Annotated in this window: 20 protein-coding genes and 1 pseudogene; 7 read left to right on the top strand and 14 right to left on the bottom strand. The window is 71.7% G+C overall.

Features of this window, described 5'->3' with window-relative positions:
• Window positions 1–90: 90 nt before the first annotated feature.
• The gene (locus MW290_RS08530; protein WP_375142731.1) at window positions 91–1413 is read left to right on the top strand and encodes an OpgC domain-containing protein; all 1323 of its coding nucleotides are present in this window, start codon (window positions 91–93) and stop codon (window positions 1411–1413) included.
• A 25-nt stretch (window positions 1414–1438) separates the two neighbouring features.
• Here the strand turns inward: MW290_RS08530 and MW290_RS08525 are convergent.
• Both MW290_RS08525 and MW290_RS08520 read right to left on the bottom strand, forming a co-directional pair.
• Window positions 1439–2122, bottom strand: a pseudogene (locus tag MW290_RS08525) (SGNH/GDSL hydrolase family protein); the annotation flags it as partial.
• A gap of 116 nt (window positions 2123–2238) precedes the next feature.
• Entirely contained in the window at window positions 2239–4044 is a 1806-nt protein-coding gene (locus MW290_RS08520; protein WP_250194247.1) for a methyl-accepting chemotaxis protein, read from the bottom strand.
• A 170-nt stretch (window positions 4045–4214) separates the two neighbouring features.
• Here MW290_RS08520 and MW290_RS08515 point away from each other — a divergent pair, with 170 nt between their 5' ends.
• The gene (locus MW290_RS08515) at window positions 4215–4496 is read left to right on the top strand and encodes a hypothetical protein (RefSeq protein WP_250194246.1); all 282 of its coding nucleotides are present in this window, start codon (window positions 4215–4217) and stop codon (window positions 4494–4496) included.
• A gap of 74 nt (window positions 4497–4570) precedes the next feature.
• Here MW290_RS08515 and MW290_RS08510 read toward each other — a convergent pair whose 3' ends face one another.
• From MW290_RS08510 to MW290_RS08500, 3 genes are read right to left on the bottom strand one after another with little or no spacing between them, the layout of a single operon-like run.
• On the bottom strand, window positions 4571–4795 hold the full coding sequence (locus tag MW290_RS08510; RefSeq protein ID WP_250194245.1) for a SlyX family protein: 225 nt from the start codon (window positions 4793–4795) through the stop codon (window positions 4571–4573).
• Entirely contained in the window at window positions 4792–5076 is a 285-nt protein-coding gene (locus tag MW290_RS08505; protein WP_375142833.1) for a VF530 family protein, read from the bottom strand. The genes MW290_RS08510 and MW290_RS08505 overlap by 4 nt, the downstream gene beginning before the upstream one ends.
• 45 nt (window positions 5077–5121) lie before the next feature.
• Window positions 5122–7437, bottom strand: a complete 2316-nt coding sequence (locus tag MW290_RS08500; protein WP_250194243.1) for an FdhF/YdeP family oxidoreductase — start codon at window positions 7435–7437, stop codon at window positions 5122–5124.
• 103 nt (window positions 7438–7540) lie between these two features.
• On the opposite strand from MW290_RS08500, the gene MW290_RS08495 reads away from it, so the two are divergent.
• Window positions 7541–8875 (top strand): cytochrome P450, encoded by a 1335-nt coding sequence (locus MW290_RS08495; protein WP_250194242.1) that lies wholly within the window; start codon window positions 7541–7543, stop codon window positions 8873–8875.
• Window positions 8876–8902: 27 nt separating this feature from the next.
• On the opposite strand, the gene MW290_RS08490 is transcribed toward MW290_RS08495, so the two are convergent.
• Window positions 8903–9364, bottom strand: a complete 462-nt coding sequence (locus tag MW290_RS08490; RefSeq protein ID WP_250194241.1) for a CBS domain-containing protein — start codon at window positions 9362–9364, stop codon at window positions 8903–8905.
• Between the two features lie 88 nt (window positions 9365–9452).
• On the bottom strand, window positions 9453–10352 hold the full coding sequence (locus tag MW290_RS08485; RefSeq protein ID WP_250194240.1) for a manganese catalase family protein: 900 nt from the start codon (window positions 10350–10352) through the stop codon (window positions 9453–9455).
• 150 nt (window positions 10353–10502) lie between these two features.
• On the opposite strand from MW290_RS08485, the gene MW290_RS08480 reads away from it, so the two are divergent.
• The 4 genes from MW290_RS08480 (at window position 10503) to MW290_RS08465 (ending at window position 13603) form a co-directional block, all read left to right on the top strand.
• Window positions 10503–10712, top strand: coding sequence for a hypothetical protein (locus MW290_RS08480; protein WP_250194239.1), 210 nt, complete (start codon window positions 10503–10505; stop codon window positions 10710–10712).
• Window positions 10713–10859: 147 nt separating this feature from the next.
• Window positions 10860–11288 (top strand): phage holin family protein, encoded by a 429-nt coding sequence (locus MW290_RS08475; RefSeq protein ID WP_250194238.1) that lies wholly within the window; start codon window positions 10860–10862, stop codon window positions 11286–11288.
• Window positions 11285–11860 carry a hypothetical protein gene (locus MW290_RS08470; RefSeq protein WP_250194237.1) on the top strand — a complete coding sequence of 192 codons (576 nt, stop codon included), beginning with the start codon at window positions 11285–11287 and terminating at the stop codon, window positions 11858–11860. The genes MW290_RS08475 and MW290_RS08470 overlap by 4 nt, the downstream gene beginning before the upstream one ends.
• 201 nt (window positions 11861–12061) lie before the next feature.
• On the top strand, window positions 12062–13603 hold the full coding sequence (locus MW290_RS08465) for an Ig-like domain-containing domain (RefSeq protein WP_250194236.1): 1542 nt from the start codon (window positions 12062–12064) through the stop codon (window positions 13601–13603).
• A gap of 51 nt (window positions 13604–13654) precedes the next feature.
• On the opposite strand, the gene MW290_RS08460 is transcribed toward MW290_RS08465, so the two are convergent.
• Genes MW290_RS08460 through MW290_RS08430 form a run of 7 tightly spaced genes read right to left on the bottom strand, consistent with a single transcriptional unit; the run spans window position 13655 to window position 20755 of the window.
• Window positions 13655–14641, bottom strand: coding sequence for a UDP-glucuronic acid decarboxylase family protein (locus MW290_RS08460; protein WP_250194235.1), 987 nt, complete (start codon window positions 14639–14641; stop codon window positions 13655–13657).
• Entirely contained in the window at window positions 14638–15606 is a 969-nt protein-coding gene (locus MW290_RS08455) for a glycosyltransferase (RefSeq protein WP_250194234.1), read from the bottom strand. Before MW290_RS08455 ends, MW290_RS08460 begins: the two co-directional genes overlap by 4 nt.
• On the bottom strand, window positions 15603–16703 hold the full coding sequence (locus MW290_RS08450; protein WP_250194233.1) for a glycosyltransferase family 9 protein: 1101 nt from the start codon (window positions 16701–16703) through the stop codon (window positions 15603–15605). Before MW290_RS08450 ends, MW290_RS08455 begins: the two co-directional genes overlap by 4 nt.
• The gene (locus MW290_RS08445; protein ID WP_250194232.1) at window positions 16700–17692 is read right to left on the bottom strand and encodes a glycosyltransferase family 2 protein; all 993 of its coding nucleotides are present in this window, start codon (window positions 17690–17692) and stop codon (window positions 16700–16702) included. Before MW290_RS08445 ends, MW290_RS08450 begins: the two co-directional genes overlap by 4 nt.
• Window positions 17689–18804: a glycosyltransferase family 9 protein gene (locus tag MW290_RS08440; protein ID WP_250194231.1), complete on the bottom strand. Its 1116-nt coding sequence runs from the start codon at window positions 18802–18804 to the stop codon at window positions 17689–17691. The genes MW290_RS08445 and MW290_RS08440 overlap by 4 nt, the downstream gene beginning before the upstream one ends.
• The gene (locus MW290_RS08435) at window positions 18801–19415 is read right to left on the bottom strand and encodes a D-glycero-alpha-D-manno-heptose-1,7-bisphosphate 7-phosphatase (protein WP_250194230.1); all 615 of its coding nucleotides are present in this window, start codon (window positions 19413–19415) and stop codon (window positions 18801–18803) included. The genes MW290_RS08440 and MW290_RS08435 overlap by 4 nt, the downstream gene beginning before the upstream one ends.
• On the bottom strand, window positions 19412–20755 hold the full coding sequence (locus MW290_RS08430) for a glycosyltransferase family 4 protein (RefSeq protein WP_445659482.1): 1344 nt from the start codon (window positions 20753–20755) through the stop codon (window positions 19412–19414). The genes MW290_RS08435 and MW290_RS08430 overlap by 4 nt, the downstream gene beginning before the upstream one ends.
• Between the last annotated feature and the right edge of the window lie 38 nt (window positions 20756–20793).

The raw sequence follows: 20793 nt of genomic DNA, 5'->3' as shown, positions 1-20793 counted from the left end.
CGCCGTCCCAGACGCCGAACCGCCGTTGTCCTACAGCCCGCCGCCCGCCTGCTGACCAGAATCGGCGCTCGTCGGACCATTGAGCGGGAGATGTTCGTGGCAATTGCCGGTGCCGGTGGCGCCTCCGCCAGGCGGCTGTGGGAGCTGGATGCAGTGCGCGGGCTGATGCTGGTGCTGATGACGCTCACGCATCTGCCCACCCGACTGTCCAACCCCACGGGCCAGCCTTTCGGCTTCGTGTCCGCGGCCGAAGGCTTCGTGATGCTGTCGGCCTTCATGGCCGGCATGGTGTACACCGCGCGTGAGCGGCGCGAAGGCGCCGAGGCGATGCGCGGCGCCTTTTTCAAGCGCGCGCTGAAGATTTATGCCTGCCAGATCGCGCTGCTGATCTTCCTGATGACGGTGGTGGCCGTGATGGGCCTGCTGGCCGGCCAGGAAGCCGTGATCAACCTGATCGGCTTCTACCTCGACCAGCCGCTGGCCGCGCTGTTCAGCGGCCTGCTGCTGATCTATGCGCCGCCGCTGCTGGACATCCTGCCCATCTACATCGTCTTCATGCTGGCCAGCCCGGTGCTGCTGCTGCACGGGCTGCACCGCGGCTGGGGCGGCATCCTGGGCTTGAGCCTGCTGGCCTGGCTGCTGGCGCAGTTCGACCTGGGCGAGGCGGTCTACAACGCGGTGACCACCGTGGCGCCGATCCCGGTGCCCTATCGCCAGACCGGCTCCTTCGAGATCTGGGGCTGGCAGTTCCTGTGGGTGCTGGGGCTGTGGATGGGCTCGATGCAGGCCGAACGGCCGGATGCGCCGCCGCTGGTGTTTCCGCGCTGGATGGTGAACACCGCCGTTGGCATCGCGCTGGTGGGCTTCGTGTGGCGGCATGTGATCGGCCAGAACCCGTTCCCGGGCCAGGCCTCGTTGGCGCCGCTGTTCGACAAATGGCACCTGGGGCCGCTGCGCCTGATCAACTTCATGGCGCTGCTGCTGCTGACCATGCACTTCGCGCCCTGGCTGCGCCGCCACCTGCCGCGCCTGCCGGTGCTGGAAACGCTGGGCCGGGCCTCGCTGCCGGTGTTCTGCGCGCACCTGGTGCTGGCGCTGCTGGCGCTGGCGCTGGCCGGCGACGTGCAGCCGCAGCGGCCCTACTGGGTGGATGCCGCCATCGTGGCGGTGAGCTTTCCGGCGCTGTATCTGGTGGCCTGGGTGAGCGGCGAGCTGGATCGCCGCACCGCGGCCAAGCGGGCCGCGCTCAAGCAGCGCATGTCGCGCAAGCCGCGGCCGCAGGCCGCGGGCGTCAGCGCACCGTCGACACCAGCGTCTTCAGCGCCTGCGGATCCGCCGGCGCCGCTGCGGCGGGCGGTGTTGCCGCAGGAAGGGCAGCCTGCCGCGCCCCGGCCGGCTGCAGATGCGGGCTGATGACGCTGCGCCACAGGGCATAGCCCTCGGCATTCATGTGCAGCGAGTCGGCCGAGTACAGATCGCTGCGCGGCTGCCCGTCGTCGGTGAGCATGCGGCTGAAGACGTCGATGTAGTCCAGGTTGGGCGTGGCCTTGGCATAGGCCGCGATCAGGCTGTTGGCCTCGCGCACCGCGGGCACCAGCGCTGCGCGCAGCGGGCTGGGCTTGATCGACAGGTAGGCGATGCGGGTGTCGGGCAGCGCCTGGCGCACCGCTTCGGTGAACTGGGTGAAGCTTTGCAGCACCTGCTGCGGCGTGCGGCCTTCGGCCAGGTCGTTGTCACCGGCGTACACCACCACCAGCCGCGGCTGGTAGGGCAGCACCAGCGTGTCCACGTACTGGGCGCAGTCCAGCATGCGCGAACCACCGAAGCCCCGCTTGAGCACCGGCTGCCCCGGCGCGGCGAAGGCTTCTTCCAGCCCGTTCCACAGCCGGATGGACGAACTGCCGACGAACAGCACGCCGCCGGGTTGCGGGGCATGCAGCTTGTCCTCGGCCGCGAAGGCCTCGAAGCTGGCCTTCCAGCGGGCATCGACGGTGGAGGCGGCCAGGGCGCCGCTGCGCGTGGCCGGCGTGCCGGCCGCCGCGGACGACTGCGCCCGCACCTGCACGGCAAAGGCCGACAGGCCCAGACCCAGGGCGGTCAGCAACAGGGAGGTCTTGCGCATGCGGGCGGTACTCCTTGAAAACGGCATCCTGGGCGGACCGGCGCCACGTCCATCGGTTCCGCCCCGTAGCCGGCTGTTGCATTTGCCGCCCGACCTGGCGGCCGGTGCGCAGCATGTCAGTCGCGGATGCGGAAGCGGCCGATCACCTCGGCCAGGTGGCGGGCCTGCTCCTGCAGGCTGGAGGCGGCAGCCGCCGATTCCTCCACCAGGGCCGCATTCTGCTGCGTCATGCGATCCACGTCGGCCACCGCGGCATTGATTTCGCCAATGCCCCGGCTTTGCTGGTCGGTGCTCTGCGTGATTTCGCCCACGATGCCGCTGACCTGCCGCACGCTGCCCAGGATGGCCTTCATCGCCTCACCGGCCTCGCCCACCAGGCGCCCGCCCTGGTCCACCCGCTCCACGCTGTCGTGGATCAGGGTCTTGATCTCGCGAGCGGCTTCCGCGCTGCGGTGGGCAAGTTGACGCACCTCGCCGGCCACCACCGCAAAGCCCTTGCCCTGTTCACCGGCGCGGGCGGCTTCCACCGCCGCGTTCAGCGCCAGGATGTTGGTCTGGAAGGCAATGCCGTCGATGGTGCCGATGATGTCGGCGATGCGGGCCGAGCTGTCCTTGATGCCGTCCATCGTGGCCACCACCTGGTCCACCACCGCGCCGCCGCGGTCGGCCAGGGCGGCGGAGCTGTCGGCCACCTGGGTGCTGGCCACGGCCTGCTGCTCGCTGCGACGCACCAGCTCGGTCATGTGCTCCATCGACGAGGCGGTCTGCTGCAGGTTGCTGGCGGTCTGCTCGGTGCGGCTGCTCAGGTCGTGCACGCCCGCCGCGATCTCCTGCGACGCGTGGGCGATGGCATCGGCGCTGCCGCGCACGTCGCGCATCACCTGCTCGATCTTGCCGACGAAGTCGTTGAAGGCCAGCGCGATCGCGTCGATCTCGTCACGGCCCTTGACGGGCAGGCGCTGCGTCAGGTCGCCGCTGCCGGAGCCGATCTGCTGCATGGCTTCCTGCACGCGGCGCAGGCCGCCCAGCAGCGCGCTGATGGACACGGTGGTCAGCGTGGCGGCGGCCACCGCCACCAGCACCAGCGCGGCGCCCAGGCTCCACAGCAGCGCGTCCAGCGGAGCCAGGGCCTCGCCACGCTGCGCGGCGGTGACCAGCACCCAGTCGGTGCCCGGCACGGCCGCGCTCTTGAGCAGGAAATCGCCCTCGCCGATGCGCACCGGCGCGGGCGGCTGCTCGGCCGCCCGCACGCCCTGCAGCAGCGCAGGCGTGAGCTCGGGCGACAGTTCGCTGGCCGGCTTCAGGATGCGCTGGCGGTCGGGGTGGGCCATGATGCGGCCCTCCTTGTCCAGCAGGAACACATAGCCGCTGGGCGTGGGATGGATGGCGGCCAGGCCGGCCACCACGTCGTCCACCGTCACGTCGGTGCCCACCACGGCCACCACGCGGCCGGCCTCGCGCACGGCCTGCGCGAAGGTGACGACCAGCTTCTTGGACGAAGCGGCGATGTAGGGCGCGGTGATCACCGGCTGCTCGCCCGTTTCGGCCAGCTTGTACCAAGGCCGCGCGGTGGGGTCGTAATCGGCGGCTCGCTGGCGTGCGGGCACCGAGATCATGCGCTTGTCGGCATGGCCCACGTAGGCCAGTTCCAGCGCACCGGCGCTGAGCGCCTGCTGAAGCGCCGGGTGGGGGTCGGCCTGGCCGGCGGCCGGTGCCATGGCGGCCACCAGGCGCTTGTTGGCGGCCACCCAGTCGCCGAGCTTGGCGGCCTCGGAAGCGCCGACCCGGCTGAGCTGCACGTTGAGGTCCTCCAGCAGGGAGGCGCGGGTGAAACGGTAGCTGATGAAGCCCACCACGGCGATGGCGGCGATGACGATCAGCAGACTGCTGCCGATCAGGCGGAGACGGATGGTGGCAAACATGACGACAACGGCGGGGCGGACGGCGGCCCTGGGGGAATTCCTAGGTCTGCGTATCGGCCGCCGCGGCCAGGGCTTGAACGGAACGACACGGCCAAGAAGGTGCAAGCAGGTCAACAATCACAGCGTTTTCCGCTCGCCGCAGGGCGGCAGTGGCGGCTAACCTCCGCGTCATGTTCTGTTGGCGCCTGATCGACGAATCCCCCGGTGCGCAGCCCGAAGTGCTGCGGGCCTGGCAGGCCCGTTTGCAGGCCCGCATCGACTGGTACAACAGCCGCTACGAGCAGGACCCCACGGTGCGCCAGGGCGTGGCGCTGGCGGCGTTGCGGCGGCTGCTGGCCGAAATGGCCTCGGTGGCCCAGGCCGGTGAGCAGCAGGACGAAAACCTGCACAACCGGCTGGCGTCGCTGCGCATCGGGCTGGCTGCCGCCGGTCTGCTGGACGACCACCGCTGAAGCGCCCGGGCGGCGCGCGCTTCAGTCGTTCGGCTTCAGTCGCCGGGCGTCAGCGGCTCAGCGTCAACAGCGCGTCAATAGTGCGGCGGCAGTTCTTCGCGCAGGCTGCGCACCACGCGCACGTCGCCGTCGGGCTGCTCACGGCGCAGCTGCGCCACCTCGCGCAGCAGCAGGTCGATCTGCGCCTGCTGGCGCACCACCACCTCGTTCAGCCGGTCCAGCAGGTCTTCGGCGTAGCTGGCCTTGATTTCCAGCTCGGTGAGCCGGTGGTCGGTATCGTCGGGCAAGGGGCTGCTCATCGGGATGCCGGTGGGGTGCCGCGGCGCTGCTCACGCAGCATGTACAGGTACAGGCCTTCCACCTTCTCGCGGGCCCAGGGTGTCTTGCGCAGCAGCTTGAGGCTGGAAGCCACGCTGGGGTCGGTGCTGAAGCAGCGCAGCGGCACCCGCTGCGCCAGGCCCGGCCAGCCATAGTGGGCCACCAGCGCGGTGACGATGGCTTCCAGCGTCAGGCCGTGCAGCGGGTTGCGCGGCTGTTGCTGCTGCGGCGCTGGCGCGCTGTCGGGGGCTTCGGGAGACATGGCCATGGGGCCGGGAGTATCCCACCGCGGGCAGCCCACCCGGCCTCAAGCCTGGCCTTGCGCCCTCACCCGCACCGGCACCGACTTGACCGCCGGCACATGGCTTTCGCGCGCATGGTGGCTCAGCGGCACCACCGGGTTGCACTCGGGGTAGTAGCCGGCGCAGCAGCCCGCGGGCAGGTCGTACGCCACCACGCGCAGCCCGGGCACCTCGCGCAGCACACCTTCCGGGTTGGGGCCGGCATCGGCGGCGGCGCAGGCCAGGGTCACGGTGCTGCCATCGGCCACGCCCAGGCGGCGCATGTCGTCGCGGTTCATCAGCAGCACGTCGCGCGTGCCCTGGATGCCGCGCAGCCGGTCGTCATAGCCGTACACCGTGGTGTTGAACTGGTCGTTGCTGCGCAGCGTGACCAGGCGCAGCACGTCGTCGCCGCCATCGCCGGCAAAGGCCGCATCCAGCCGCGCCGGGGCCTTGAACTCGGCCTTGCCGCTGGGGGTCTTCCACTGCCGCTGCACGGCGGGCAGCGGCCGTGCAAACCCGCCCGGCTGGTGCATGCGCTGGTTGAACTGCGCGAACTGGTCAGGCCAGGTGGCCTCGATCGCATCGCGGATGCGGGCGTAGTCGGCCACCCAGCCGGCCCAGTCGACCTGCGGGTTGGGCGGCAGCGTGGCCTGGGCCAGGCCGGCGACGATGGCGGTCTCCGACAGCAGGTGCTCGCTGGCCGGCGCATGCTGGCCGCGCGACGCATGGACGCAGGCGGTGCTGTCCTCCACGCTCACCGTCTGCACACCGCCGGCCTGCAGATCGCGCTCGATGCGACCCAGGCAGGGCAGCAGCCAGCTGCTGCGGCCGGGCAGCAGGTGGCTGCGGTTGAGCTTGGTGGCCACGTGCACCGTGAGGGGCAGCCGCTGCCAGGCGGGCTCCATCGCGTGGTGGTCGGGCACGGCCCGCACGAAGTTGCCGCCCAGGCCCAGAAAGGCCTTGACCCGGCCGTTGAGCACGCTCGCGCAGGCTTCCACCGTATTCATGCCCTTGTGGCGCGGTGGCTCGAACCCGTATTGCCGCGCCAGCACGTCCAGCGGCACCAGCTCGGGCTTTTCGGCGATGCCCACCGTGCGCTGGCCCTGCACGTTGGAATGGCCGCGCACCGGGCAGGCCCCGGCGCCGGGGCGGCCGATGTTGCCGCGCATCAACAGCAGGTTGACCAGCATGCGCACGTTGTCCACGCCCAGCTCATGCTGGGTCAGGCCCATGCCATACACGCCGATGGTGGCAGTGGCCTTGGCATAGATCTGCGCGCTTTCGGTGAGCGCGGCGCGCTGCAGGCCGCTGGTGGCCTCGATGTCCGCCCAGTCCTGCGCCCGCACGAAGGCGGCGAAGTCGTCGAAGCCCTGGGTGTGCTGGGCGATGAAGTCCACGTCCAGCACCCGTGGCCGGCCGGCGGCCTGGGCTTCGTCGTCCAGCGCCAGCAGCGCCTTGCACAGGCCGGTGATGGCCGCGATGTCGCCGCCCGGCCGCACCGCGTGGTAGCGCGAGGCGATGCGGGTGGTGGAGCGCGTGGCCATCTGCAGCGGCCGTTGCGGATTGGTGAACTCCTCCAGCCCGCGTTCATGCAGCGGGTTGAAGACGATGATGGGCACGCCGCGCTCGCTGGCCTCCTGCAAGGGATGCAGCATGCGCGGGCTGTTGCTGCCCACGTTCTGGCCGAAGAAGAAGAGGCAGTCGGTCTTCTCGAAGTCCTCCAGCCGCACCGTGCCCACCGGCTGCCCCATCGCGGCCTTCAAGCCGACCGAGGTGCTTTCATGGCACATGTTGGAGCTGTCGGGCAGGTTGTTGGTGCCGTACAGGCGTGCAAACAGCTGCCACAGGTAGGCCGTTTCCAGCGAGGCACGGCCCGAGGTGTAGAACACCACCGCATCGGGGTCGTCGGCCCGCAGCGCCTGCAGCTGACGGCCGATCTCTTCGAAGGCCTGGTCCCAGCCCACCGGGACATAGCGGTCCAGCGCCGCGTCGTAGCGCAGCGGCTCGGTGAGGCGGCCCTGGTGCTCCAGCGCCTGGTCGGGCCAGCCGCGCAGCTCGCTGACCGTGTGGCTGGCGAAGAAGTCGGCGCCCACGCGGCGGCGGGTCAGTTCGGCGAAGGTGGCCTTGGCGCCGTTCTCGCAGAACTCGGCCAGGTGGGCCTTGGCCGGCTTGGCCCAGGCGCAGGAGGTGCACGCGAAGCCATCGGGCTTGTTCTGCCGCGCCAGCTCGGGCAGCGCGGTGGCGGCGGCCTCGTCACGCACGTGGTGGGCGATGGAGGTCATCGACCCCCAGCCACCCACCGGTCCGTCATAGGGCTTGATCTTGATGTCGTCGTTCATGCGCGGCCTTTCGTGATGACGGCCTTGCGGCAAGCGACGCACCTGCGACGCCCGCGGGCGCCGCAATTGCCGATGCCGGGGCGTCGCCACCCCATTTGCCGCCATGACGCCCACCGCCGCAGCCGCACCACGGCCCATCCCGCGCGACCCGCAGGCCGACAGCAGCCTGGCCCTGCTGGCCGACCCGTACCGCTTCATCAGCAGCCGCTGCCGCGAGCACGGCAGCGACGTGTTCGAGACCCGGCTGCTGCTGCGGCCCACGCTGTGCCTGACCGGGCCCGAGGCGGCACGCCTCTTCTACGACGACGAGCGCTTCGCCCGCGCCGGCGCGGCGCCCGAGGCCTTGCGCGCCACCCTGTTCGGCGAAGGCGGCGTGCAGGGCCTGGATGGTGAACGCCACCGCCACCGCAAGGCCCTTTTCCTGCGGCTGACCGCGCCGGAGGCGGTGGACGCATTGGCGCGCACGGTGCGCCAGGCCTGGCGGCAGGCCGCCACCCGCTGGCCGGCCGGCGAGCCCGTGACGCTGTACGACGCCGCACGCGAGGTGTTCACCCGCGCCGTCTGCAGCTGGGCCGGCGTGCCGCTGCCGGAAGCCGAAGTGCGGCTGCGCACCCGCCAGCTCAGCCTGCTGTTCGACGGTGCCGGCGTGCTGGGCCTGCAGCACCTGCGGGCACGCCGCGCGCGCCGCGCAACCGATGGCTGGGCGCAGGATCTGATCACCGCGGTGCGCGGCCAGGCCGGCACTGCACCCCAGGCCACGGCACTGGCGTTGATCGCCCACCACCGCGATGCCGATGGCGAGCTGCTGCCCGCCGCAGTGGCATCGGTGGAACTGCTGAACCTGCTGCGGCCGACCGTGGCCGTGGCCGTGTACGCCGTGCTGGCGGCCCATGCGCTGCACCAGCACCCGGGCCAGCGCGAAGCCCTGCTGGCCGCCAGCCCCGAGGACGCGCCGATGGCCCTGGCCTGCTTCGTCCACGAGGTGCGGCGCTACTACCCGTTCTTCCCGGCGGTGGCGGCCCGCACACGGCGCGCCTTCCGCTGGAATGGCTACGATTTCCCGGCCGGGCGGCGCGTGCTGCTGGACCTGTACGGCACCAACCATGATGCCCGTGCCTGGCAGACGCCCGGCGCCTTCAGGCCCGAACGCTTCCGCCCGGAGCGCCGCGCGGTGGAACGCCCAGGCAGCGAGCGCACCGGCCCGCCCGAGCAGCGGCCCTTCAGCTTCGTGCCGCAAGGCGGCGGCGAGCCGGCCCGTCACCACCGCTGCCCGGGTGAAGGGCTGGCCGAGCAGCTGATGAAGCAGACGCTGCAGTTCCTGCTGCATGAGCTGCACTACAGCCTGCCACCGCAGGACTTGTCGATCGACATGAGCCGCCTGCCTGCGTTGCCGCGCGACCGGCTGGTGCTGGTGCCGCAGGCGGCTGTCTTGCGCTAACGGTAGTGGCCGGGCGCGCCCCGGCCCTCAGGCCACCCGGCGCTGCGGCAGGGCCGGCCGATCCGGCTCCGCCGGCTCGGACACCGCGGCCAGCACGGCGGCGGCGGCCTGTGGATCGGCCTTGGTGGCCAGATCGGCCAAGGTCAGCATGCCGACCAGGCGGCGCCGGCGGTCCAGCACCGGCAGGCGGCGGATCTGGGCCTGGCGCATCTCGGGCAGCACCTCGTTGACCGGCTGGTCGTCGAAGCAGAAGCGCACCGGCTGGCTCATCACGTCGGACACCGGCGTGCGGTCCACCGGCCGGTTGCGGGCGATGCCGCGCACGACGATGTCGCGGTCGGTGACGATGCCCAGCAGCCGCTCTTCCTGGCACACCGGCATGGCGCCGACGTTCAGGTCGTCCATCAGGCGCGCGGCCAGGTCCAGGCTGTCGTCGGGCGCCATCACGTGGACGCCTCGCGTCATCAGTTCGGCCACAGTGATCGTCATCGGATACCTTGGGGTGCAACGGGGTTTCGTCACAGGGGTGCGGCAAGCGCCGTGCCCCTGGGCCCAAGCCCTTGGCCTCACAGGCCTGTCAGCGCACGATGGTGCCGGCTTCCGGGGCCTGGCCCATGCCCAGCTCGGCGCCGGTGGTGGGGTCGGACTGCGGATCGGACGCGGTGCGGGTGGCCATCTGCTGCACCACCTCGTCCTCGTCCGACGTCAGCTTCACGCTGAAGAGGCCGTCACCGCCGTCCACCGCCACCTGTGCCTCGCGGTCGCTGACGTAGGTGAAGTTCTCGTCGCTGTTCCACGGCCCACGCAGGTCGCCTGCGCCCTGCGACAGGTTGTAGTACACGCTCGCGAACTCGGGCACCGGCGGCTGCTTGCCCGGCGGGAAGTTGGGCGCGATGGCATACAGCGCCTTCTCGAAGCTCTTCTGGTGCGCCACCTCGCGCGTCATCAGGAAGCCCAGCGCTTCCTTCACGCCCGGGTCGTCGGTGAGCGCGATCAGCCGCTCGTAGACGATCTTGGCGCGCGACTCGGCCGCGATGTTGGAGCGCAGGTCGGCCGTGGGCTCGCCGATGGTGTCGATGTAGGCCGAGGTCCAGGGCACGCCGGCCGAGTTGGTCAGCGGCGGGCCGCCACCGTACAGCACCTGGGTGAGGTGCGAGTCGTTGCCGGCGCCGGTGATGGCGCGGTAGATCTCGCCCTCCTCTTCCACCGCCTCGGCCAGCCGGCCCTTGGCGCCCTTGTTGAGCATGCCGACGATGGTGCCGATGATCTCGAGGTGGCTCAGCTCCTCGGTGGCGATGTCGATCAGCATGTCCTTGCGGCCCGGGTCGTCTTCACCCAGGTACTGCGTGAAGTAGCGGCAGGCCGCGGCCAGCTCGCCCTGCGGGCCGCCGAATTGTTCCAGCATCAGGTTGGCCAGGCCCGGGTTGCTTTCGCTGACGCGGACGGTGTACTGCAATCGCTTGTTGTGCACGAACATGGAAATTCCTTTGTGTGGAGGTGGCTGCGCGGTCGCGCGGTGCTTGCCCGGCAAGGGTGGCAAGGCGTGTTCCGCGTCCGCGCAAGAGGCGGCGCAGGCGCGGCCGCCCGATTGCCGATGCTTGGCACCTTCACCCCACCAGGACATGACATGCCCATCCCCACCAGCCAGAGCGGCGCCGACGAGCAGGCGCACGGCAAGCCCGAAGACCCGGCCATGAAGCAGCGCGAGCAGAGCAAGGCCGCCCTGGAGAACATCAGCGAAGACTTCGATGGCGGCAGCGGTGTCGGCGACCTGAAGCCGGAAGCCGGGGAGACGCGCGTGATCGGCCAGTCCGACCCCACGGGCAGCCGGCGCTGAAGCAGCGCCGGGCCACCTGGACGGTGGACTGTTCACGCGGCGTCAGCAAACGTACGGCAGAGTGGCCACGGGGCCGGCACCCTGTTTGCCAACAGGTGTATCGAAGTTCTGACCCACCTGCGTCCTCCCGACCCGAGAAAGACCCGCATGAACCGACCCCCCGGCTCCTCTTCATCCAGCGGTGATCCGCGCCCCGGCCTGGCCGGACTGCCCGCCGGCATCCAGGGCCTGCTGCAGGAAGGCGCGGCCGCCATCAGCGCCCGCGTGAACCTGCTGGCGCTGGAGCTGCGGCGCGCGCGCGACGTGCTGCCCAAGATCCTGGCCCTGCTGGTGCTGGCGGCCGTGGTGGCGCTGACCGGCTGGTTCGCGCTGTGGGTGGCCGTTGCACTGCTGCTGGTGCAGGTGGCCGAATGGTCGCCGGTGTGGACGATGGCGCTGGTGACCGCCGTGAACCTGGTGGTGGCCGGCGTGCTGGCCTGGCGCGCGGTGGCCATGGTGCCGCTGTTGGCGCTGCCGGCCACGCTGCACCACATGACCGTCAAGAATGCCAACAACCCCACCGAGGTGTCGCCATGACCGCCCATCAACCGCAGGACGGCCTGTCCCTGGACGAACGCATCCGCCGCGCCGAGCGCGAGGTGATGCTGCATGACCGCCGGGTGATGCAGCGGCTGGACCAGGTGACGACGCAGACGCGCAATGCCGCGCGCTCGGGCGGCCGCGTGGCGCTGATCGGTGCAGGCGCGCTGCTGTCGGTGTGGGCAGGCTGGCGCGTGTACAAGGCGGTGCGACCCGACCCGAAGGCCAAGGCACGCGAGCGCGAGCGTGCACGCCAGGCCGCCTACCGGTACGGCCATGGCCTGGCCGACGTGCCGGTGCCGCCGGACCAGCGGCCCGGCATCTGGGGCCAGCTGGGGCGGCTGGGCCTGATCCTCGCGCCCTTCGTGCTGCCGGCCCGTTCACCCGCGGCGGCGGCGGCATCGGCCTTTGCACCGGGCGGCTGGTGGCCGATGCGCATCTTCCGCGTGGCGCGTACCGCGATGGACTGGCGCGCCGCCCAGCAGGCCAAGCGGGCCGAGCAGGTGAACACCGCCCGCGCCGAGCGGGCCGAGGCGGGTGTCACACCGCCTCGCAGGCCGCGGTACTGAGCAAGGCGCCCTTCCGGCCGAGGGGCGCTGAAGGTGCGTTGCTGACCTTCGACCTCCAGGCCCTGGACGCTGCGCCAGCGTCGGCAGCCCCTGCGGCAAAAGCTTGAGTACGGGCAAACTACCCGTCCGGTTAGCCCGCCCCCGCCGGACTCGACGCCACCGGCCCCTCCGCCGCCGCCACCGCCGCCGCCGTTGGCCATCGTGGGCACCACGCCTGCGCAGGGCGCGACCGGCGTCAGCCGCGTTGCAGCCATCACGGCCACCTTCAATGCGCCGGTCGCTCCGGCCAGCGCATCGGGGGCCAACATCCGCCTGGCCAGTGACCTGGGCGCTGTGGACAGCGTGGCCACCGCGGAAGCGGCGACCGTGAGCCTGCGCCCCCGAAGCGGCAGCCTGGTGGCGGATGCCCGCTACACCGTCGACTGGGCCACGGGGCTGCAGGACATCACGGGCCGTTCGTTGTCCGCGCCGGTCTCGCTGCAGTTCACCACGGCGGGCATGAGCTGGAGCGCACGCGCCACCGCGCTGGCCCCCTTGTCCGACATGAATGAGGTGAACGCACGGGTCGCCAGCTTCGATCGGGACGGGCGGCTGGTGGTGGCCTGGACGCAAGCCACGGCCGGCGGCCCGCCCGTGCTGATGGCCGCACGGTCCGACGCGTCCGGGGGCAACTGGTCCGCGGCCGCCAGGCTGTCCGACGCCACCGCCAGCGCCGGCAACCCCAGGCTGAAATGCCTGGACAGCGGCGCATGCCATGCCATCTGGAACCGGTCCACGACGACCGGCACCACGCTGCAATGGTCACAGCTGGACGCCCGCAGCGGCACTTGGAGTGCACCCTACACCCTGCCAGTGCCAGAGGGCCTCTGGGACCTGGCCAGCACGACAGCGGCCACGGGTGACGACGAGCGGCTGATGTTGCTGGGGTGGACGCGCGACAGCGTGACGGCCGTGCGGCAAGACGCCAGCAAGACGGGTTGGGAAGTACCCATCACCCTGGTCGTGGTGCCGAGCGGCGCACGCACGGCCCGGCTGGTCGCCGACCGCGCGGGCAACCTCACCGCGGTGTGGATCGAAGGGCTGATCAGCAGCGAGCGCCTGATGGGCAGCCACTACGACGCCGCACGCGGCGCCTGGACGGTGCCGGCGCAGCTGGATGACGGGGTCAACAACATCTCGCAGCTGGATGTGGTGACCGACAGCGCAGGCTCCGTCACCGTGGCTTACGCGCAGGGTGGCTTCGATTCGCGCGCCCGGGTCGTCCGCTGGGAAGCAGCGAGCGGGCAGTGGGGCACGTTCAGAAACCTGGACCCGGCCACCACGGGGCTGGACCGCCGCGCCGCCCTGGCCGTGGACCCGGCCGGCAACGTGACCGCCGTGTGGGGATCATCGAACGGCACGCGCTGGTCGCGCTACAACGCTGAGACACGCACCTGGTCAGCCCCCGAGCTGATGGGGGCAGGCACCGGTGGGGGCAGTGGGCTGATTGCCGCCGACCCGGCAGGCAACGTCACGGCCGTGTCGGACACCGGCACCGGCATCGCCGTGCTCCGCTTCCTGCTCAAGGACCAGGCCTGGACGCCGGTGACGACGATCAGCACACCGCCTGCAGGCGCCACGATGTTCACCGCCGGTCCGGCCATCGCCGTGCACCGTGACGGCTCCGTCGGCGTCACCTGGACCCAGGCCAGCGACGTGGCCGGCAGCCGCAGCGCTGCGCAGCTGGTCAACGTGCTGCGCTGACGCGCGTGGCCTTTGCGCAAAGCTGCGCATCAGGCAGGCTCGCTCACGCCCTCACATCCGCCTCGCCTCCGGCCCGCCCGCCAGGCAGCGGTCGAACCAGGCGATGGTGTCCAGCAGGCCGGTGCGCAGCGCCACCGTGGGCTGCCAGCCCAGCTCCTCGCGCGCCAGCGTGATGTCGGGGCAGCGCTGGCGGGGGTCGTCCTGGGGCAACGGCTCAAACACCAACGGCGAGCGCGAGCCGGTGAGTTCCAGCACCAGCCGGGCGATGTCCAGCATGCTGCGCTCCACCGGGTTGCCGATGTTCACCGGGCCGGCGAAGTCGTCGCGCGTGTCCATCAGCCGCATCAGCGCATCCACCGTATCGCTCACGTGGCAGAAGCTGCGCGTCTGCTGGCCGTCGCCGTACAGCGTGATGGGCTGGCCGGTGAGCGCCTGCACGATGAAGTTGCTGACCACGCGGCCATCACCCGGGTGCATGTGCGGCCCGTAGGTGTTGAAGATGCGCGCCACCTTCACGCGCAGCTGGTGCTGGCGCCGGTAGTCCATGAACAGCGTTTCGGCGCAGCGCTTGCCTTCGTCGTAGCAGCTGCGCGGGCCGATGGGATTCACATGGCCCCAGTAGTCTTCCTTCTGCGGGTGCACCAGCGGGTCGCCGTACACCTCGCTGGTGCTGGCCTGCAGGATGCGCGCCTTCAGCCGCTTGGCCAGGCCCAGCATGTTGATGGCGCCGTGCACGCTGGTCTTGGTGGTCTGCACCGGGTCCAGCTGGTAATGCACCGGCGACGCCGGGCAGGCGAGGTTGTAGATCTCGTCGCATTCCACGTACAGCGGGAAGGTGACGTCGTGGCGCAGCAGCTCGAAGCGCGCGTGGCCCAGCAGCGGCGCGATGAGCGCCCGCGAGCCGGTATAGAAGTTGTCCACGCACAGCACCTCGGCGCCCGCCTCCAGCAGCCGGCGGCACAGGTGCGACCCGATGAAGCCGGCACCGCCGGTGACCACCACGCGCTTGGCGTGCAGCGGCCTCGGCGCGGCCGTCATCGCGCACCCCCGGCCACCTGCGTGAGCACCCGGTCCCAATCGGCCGCGAAGCGCTGGATGTTGAAGCGCGCCATCGCCGTCTGGCGCGCGGCCTCGCCCCACCGCCTCGCCACCTCGGGCTCATGCACCAGCATGTTCATCACCTCCACCAGCTTGTCGATGCGGGTGTCGATCCAGCCGTTCTCGCCATTGCGGATGACGGTGCTCAGCTCGGTGGTGGCCAGGCCGACGATGGGCAGGCCCACCATCATGGCTTCGATGACCGCCAGGCCGAGGCTGGTGTAGCGGATGGGGTTGAAGAAGAACCGGTACTGGGCCATGGCGGCGGCCAGGTCCAGGTTGCCCACCTCGCCCAGGCCGCCCATGCGCCCGCTGTCCATGCCCACCAGCTGCAGCTGCACCTGCTGACGCACCTGCTCGAACACGTCGGCGCCCAGCCGCCGGCCGCGCTGCTGCAGGTGGTTGACGACGACGATGCCCTCGGGCCGCTCGCCGCTGTAGCGCACGTCCGGCGGTATCAGCACGCCGTGGTCGATGATGTGGACCGGTGCATCGCCGTTGTCCCACATCAGCGCATTGAAGGGCGTGACCTGTACCAGGTGCGCGCCGCTGCCTGCCGCCGCATGGCGGGTGTCGGTGGGGTGGCCCTGCGGCGGGTCGTGCTCCACGAACAGCGTGGGCAGCGCGCGCTGCGCCGGCGTCAGCCGCTCCAGCCGGTCGGTGTGCCAATGGCGCTCGTGCTGGTAGAGCACGCAGTCGAAGCTGTGCTCGCCCAGCGCATCGGCCGGCACCTCGTGCACGTTGTCGCCCCAGGGCAGCACGCCCACCTTGCCCACATGGCCGGGCGGGTGGCCGGGCAGCGTGGCCAGGTGAAAGTCGTGCGGTGCCTGCGTCAGGTAGTACAGGTAGTTGCCGTGCACATGCCAGGTGAGCACGCGCAGGCGGCGGCGGGGGGTGGTGTTCATGGGGTGGCCTCCTCGGTCCGTGGCGCCGCAGGGGCGGCCGGCGCAGGGTCGATGGCGCGGCGAAGGGCCACCGCGGCCACCTCGTCCACGCCCACGGCCAGCGCGCATTCGTGTTGATAGGGGCAGTGCTCGTGGCCGCAGGGGCGGCAGGGCGTGTCGGCCCACAGCACCGTATGGCGCCCGGTGTCCAGCGGTGCCCAGCGCGCCACGTCGCTGCCCGAGCTGACCACCACGCTGGGCGTGCCCACAGCGGCGGCCACATGCGAGACGCCGGTGTCGTTGCTCAGCAGCAGGCGGGCGCCCTGCACCAGCGCGGCCAGCGACCAGAAGTCGGTGCGGCCGGTCAGGTCGATCACGGGCTGGCGCATGGCCTGCCGCAGCTGCTGCACCAGCGGCCGCTCGCCTTCGCTGCCGGTGAGCACGATGCGCAGGCCCTGCCGCGCCAGCTGGTCGGCCACCGCGGCAAAGCGTTCGGCCGGCCAGCGGCGCGAGCTGAAGCGCGCGCCGGCATGCACGCAGGCATAGGGCCCACCACCCGCGCCCTCGGCCGCCAGCAGCGCCGTGGCGCGTGCCCGGTCCTCCTCGGCCAAGGGCAGCAGCATGGCCGTGCCCTGGCGCGGCAGGCCCAGGTGGTCGGTCAGGTGCAGCAGGCGTTCGATCTCATGCCCCTGCCGCGGCCAACGGGTGAACAGCGCGGGCTCGGGCGCCAGGTCGTCGGGCTCGGCAAAGCCGGCCAGCCGCTGCGGGGCGCAGGCAGCCAGCAGGTGGTTGACCACGCTGCCGCTGCCATGCAGTTGCAGCAGCAGGTCGAAGCGCTCGGCCTGCATGGCCTGCAGCCAGCCGGGCAGCGCGGCCAGGTCGGGCTCACGCTCGGGCAGGCCGGGCCAGCCGGGAAACTCGACGAAGCGCTGCACCATCGGCAGCCGCCGCGCCCATTCGCGCGCCCAGGGCAGGCCGATGAGCACCAGCTCCGCCTGCGGCCAGCGCGCCGAGATGGCACGCAGGGCCGGCACGGCGCACAGCATGTCGCCCAGCATCAGCGCGCGGAAGACGCCGATGCGCCGCGGCGCGACGGGCCAGGCCACCGCCGCCGTCATGGGTAGATCACCTTGAAGCGCCAGGCGCCCACCAGCCGCCACCACAGCGCCAGGAACGGGATGGCGGCGGAGGTGCACAGCATCTCCCACACATGGGCCGGATCGTGCGAGGCGTCCCGCAACCGAAGCCACGCGAAGCGGCCGATGCCCAGCAGCGCGCCGGCCGCGCACCCGCCGGCGGCCCGCGGCGCGCCGGCAGCCAGGGCCACCAGCGCAGCACCGGTGAGCCCGACGATGGCCAGGTACAGCCAGGGCGGCTGCGTGCGCACCTTCTGCCGGAACAGGTCGCGGTGCTTCTTGTAGAGCAGCCCGTCGAACACCACGTTCTTCTGCTGCCCGAGCGAGATGCCCCAGGGCGCCGGCCGCACCGGGTGCAGCACCACGGCACGCTCGGCACGGATGACCTCGGCCCCCAGGGACAGGATGGCGAAATGCAGGTCCGAGTCCTCGCGCCAGGCACGCTGAAAGCGTTCGTCGAAACCGCCGACACGCTGCAAGATGTCCTGCCGCACGAAGGCATTGGCGGTGACGAACTCGGCCGTCTCCAGCCCCTGCGTCATGCGGGCATGGTCGGTGGGCGGGCCTTCCACCGGCACCCGCACCCGGCCGCTGGCGGCTGCGGCACCGCCGGCCATCGCGGCCAGGCCCTGGGCCAGCCAGTCGCGGTCGGGCACGGTGTCGTCGTCGGTGAAGGCGATCAGCGGCGCCGCGCTGGCACGCCAGCCCACGTTGCGGGCGGTGGCCGGGCCCTTGCCCTGGTTGCGCAGGTAGCGCACGGCCGGCGCGCCGCCGGTGACGGCATCGAACTCGGCCACCACGCGGCGGGTGTCCTCGTCGGGGCCGTCGTTCACCACCAGCACCTCGTAGCGGTCGCCGGCCAGGCTTTGCCGCAGCACGGCCTGCAGGCAGCGGCGCAGCAGCTCAGGCCGGCGGTAGGTGGCCATCACCACCGCGATCTCGGGGCGGGGGTGGCGGTCGGGCGCCGTCATGTCGTCTCCATCGGGGCGTGCATCAGCCCCAGGGCAGCCTCGGTCACGGCCTCGGCCGGCACCCCCAGCAGGCAGGCGTGGTGGCCCATCGGGCACACGCTGCGCAGGCAGTTGCGGCAGGGCACGTCATGGCTCAACACCCGGGCCGGTGCCCGCCAGGGTGTGTGCTGCGGGTTGGTCAGGGCATACAGCACCACCACCGGCGCCCCCAACGCCGCGGCGATGTGGGCGGGCCCGCTGTTGTTGCACAGCGTGACGGTGGCACCGGCGATCAGCGCCGCCAGTTCGCCCAGCGCCAGCCCGCCCACCAGCGCGGTGGCCGGCACGCCCGCGGGCATGGCGGCCTGCACCAGTGCAGCCTCGGCCGCGCCACCCACCACCAGGGCGCGGCCACCACCGCCCCGGGCCACCGCCTGCGCGGCCTGCGCAAAGCGCTCGGCCGGGTAGCGGCGCGATGCGGCCGACGCACCGGGGTGCACCACGAAGTAAGGGGCCGACGGGTCCACGCCGGCCCGTGCCAGCCGCTGCACCAGCGAGGCCGCATCGCCCGGCCGCAGAGCCAGCCGCAGCCGCTCGTCGGCCGGCGGCCGCACGCCGATGGCGGCCAGCAGGTCGAGCTGGCGTTGCACCTCGTGCCGCATGCCCGCGCCCGGCACCTCGGCATCGCGCACCCAGTCGGTCAGCAGGTGGTAGGGGTTCTCGCGGCAGTGGGCCAGGCGCAGCCCGATGCCCGCCTGCAGTGCCACCATGGCCATCGGTAACGCGCTTTGGGTGCACACGGTGAAGATCACCACCGCATCGAAGCGGCCCTGCGCCAGCCGCTGCACCAGGGCCTGCACCGCCGGGCCGGCCTCGGCCGCGCCGCAGGCCGATTGCACCCACGGTGCCTCGAAGGGGATGACCTCGTCCACGTCCGTCAGGTGTGGCTGCAGCGCGGCGCCGGCGGGCGAGGCCAACAGCGCCAGGTGCACGCCGGGCCAGGCCTGGCGCAACGCGGCCAGCGCAAGCGTGGTCATCAGCACGTCGCCCAGGTTGTCCAGCCGCACGGCCAGCAGGCGGCGCACACCGGCCCAGGCAGGCGCCACGCCGGTGGGGGGAGCCGCGGCCCTCATGCGGCGTGCAGGCGGCTTTGCGCCACCGGCTGCGGGGCTGCGTCCATCGCAGCATGGGGCGACGCATCGTCCTGCAGGATGGCCTGGGCGGCTTCCGCCAGGTCGGTGCACACATGGTGCGGTGTGCGCAAGGGCGAGAGCTGCCACTCCGTCTCGCCGCCCCGGTCCAGCAGCACGGTGCGGCAGCCGGCACGGCGGCCGGCTTCCACGTCGTCCAGGATGTCGCCCACCATCCAGCTGCCTTCCAGGTCCAGGCCATGGGCCTGCGCGGCCAGCTTCAGCATGCCGGGCTGCGGCTTGCGGCAATCGCAGCCCGGACCATCGGCCGTGGCCGGCGCATGCGGGCACACGTAGAAGCCCGCGATCTCGATGCCGCCCTCTTCGCGCAGCTTGTCCAGCAGGGCCAGGCGCAGCACCTTGAACTGCGCGCTGGTGAAGCGACCGGTGGCCAGCCCCGACTGGTTGCTGACGATGACCAGCCGGTAGCCCGCCTGCAGCAGGCGCTGCAGCGCCGGCAGCGCCTGCGGGGTGAAGCGCAGCAGCGCCGGGTCGACGTTGTAGGGCACGTCCTCGACCAGCGTGCCGTCCTTGTCCAGGAACACGGCCTTCATGCGCCCACCCCGCGCGGCACGGCCGCCATCACCACCGCCTGCTGCACCGGCTTGCCGGTGCCGGAGGGGCGGGTGTGCGCGGCGCGGTGCAAGGCGGCGCTGCGTGGTACCAGCGCCGCCTCGGCCGCCACCACCGCCTGGTACACCGCGGCCAGCTCGCGGGCCACGCGGTCCCAGGTGAAGTGCGAACGCACGCGCGCCACGCCGGCACGGCCCAGGGCCAGGCGCAGCGCCGGGTTGGCCTGCAGCCAGGCCAGCCGGTCGGCCAGCGCCGCCGGGTCCTGGGGCGGCACCAGATAGCCGGTGACACCATCCACCACGCTGTACTGGATGCCCCCGACCGCGCTGCCCACCACCGGCGTGCCGCAGGCCATGGCTTCCAGCGGCGTGATGCCGAAGGGTTCATAGGCTGGCGTGGTGACGAACACGTCGGCCGCCGCGTAGTACTCGGGCAGCTCGGCCACGTCGCGCCGGCCGGTGAAGGTCACGCGCTCTTCCACGCCGCAGCGGCGGGCCAGGGCGCGCAGCCGCGCGATCTCGGGCGTGCGCGCCTCGTCGGGCTCCACCGATTCACCGCCCACCACCAGCAGGCGCGGCTTGAGCGCCGGGTCCATCAGGCCGACGGCGCGGATCACGTTGTCGATGCCCTTGCGCGGCACCAGCCGACCCAGCTGCAGCACCACGAACTCATCGTCCGCCAGGCCCAGCCGGCGGCGCGCCTGCAGGCGGTCGCGCGGGCCGAAGGTGGCCAGGTCCACGCCGCACGGCACGGTGCGGATGCCTTCGGGCCGTGCGCCATACAGGCGCAGCAGGTCGTCACGGTCCTGCGGGCATTCGGCGATCAGGCAATCGGCCCCCTGCACGATGCGCCGCTCGATGCCGATGCGCGCCTCGGGGAAGGTGTCGGCACTGCCCTGGTGCTCGCGCCGCACGAGGCCCAGCGCGTGGAAGGTCATCACAAGCGGCACCTCGAAGATGTGGCGCAGTGCCAGCCCCACCCAGCCCGACATGAAGAAGTTGGCATGGATCAGGTCGTAGCCCACGCTGCGCTGCATCAGGTGGCGCGCGGCGCGTGTGAAGGCCGGCATGTGCTGGAGCAGGTCTTCCTTGGGAACAAATTCGGGCGGCCCGGCATCTATGTGGATGACGCGCATGCCTGGCCGCACGTCCACCACAGCCGGCAGCGCGGGGTCGTCGCGGCGGGTGAGCACATCCACCTGGTGGCCCATCGCAGCCAGCGCACGCGCCACCTGCGAGACGTAGATGTTCTGGCCCCCGGCGTCCACGCTGCCGGCGTGGGCCAGCGGTGAGGCATGTTCGCTGATCAGGCCGATGCGCAGGCGGTCTTGCACCATGGTCTTGGCTCCCTCGTGGTGAT

This window comes from Aquincola tertiaricarbonis, assembly GCF_023573145.1.
Classification (GTDB): Bacteria; Pseudomonadota; Gammaproteobacteria; order Burkholderiales; family Burkholderiaceae_C; genus Aquincola; species Aquincola tertiaricarbonis_B.
The sequence above is the reverse complement of the archived record's forward strand: the minus strand, read 5'-3'. Positions and strand labels throughout refer to the sequence as shown.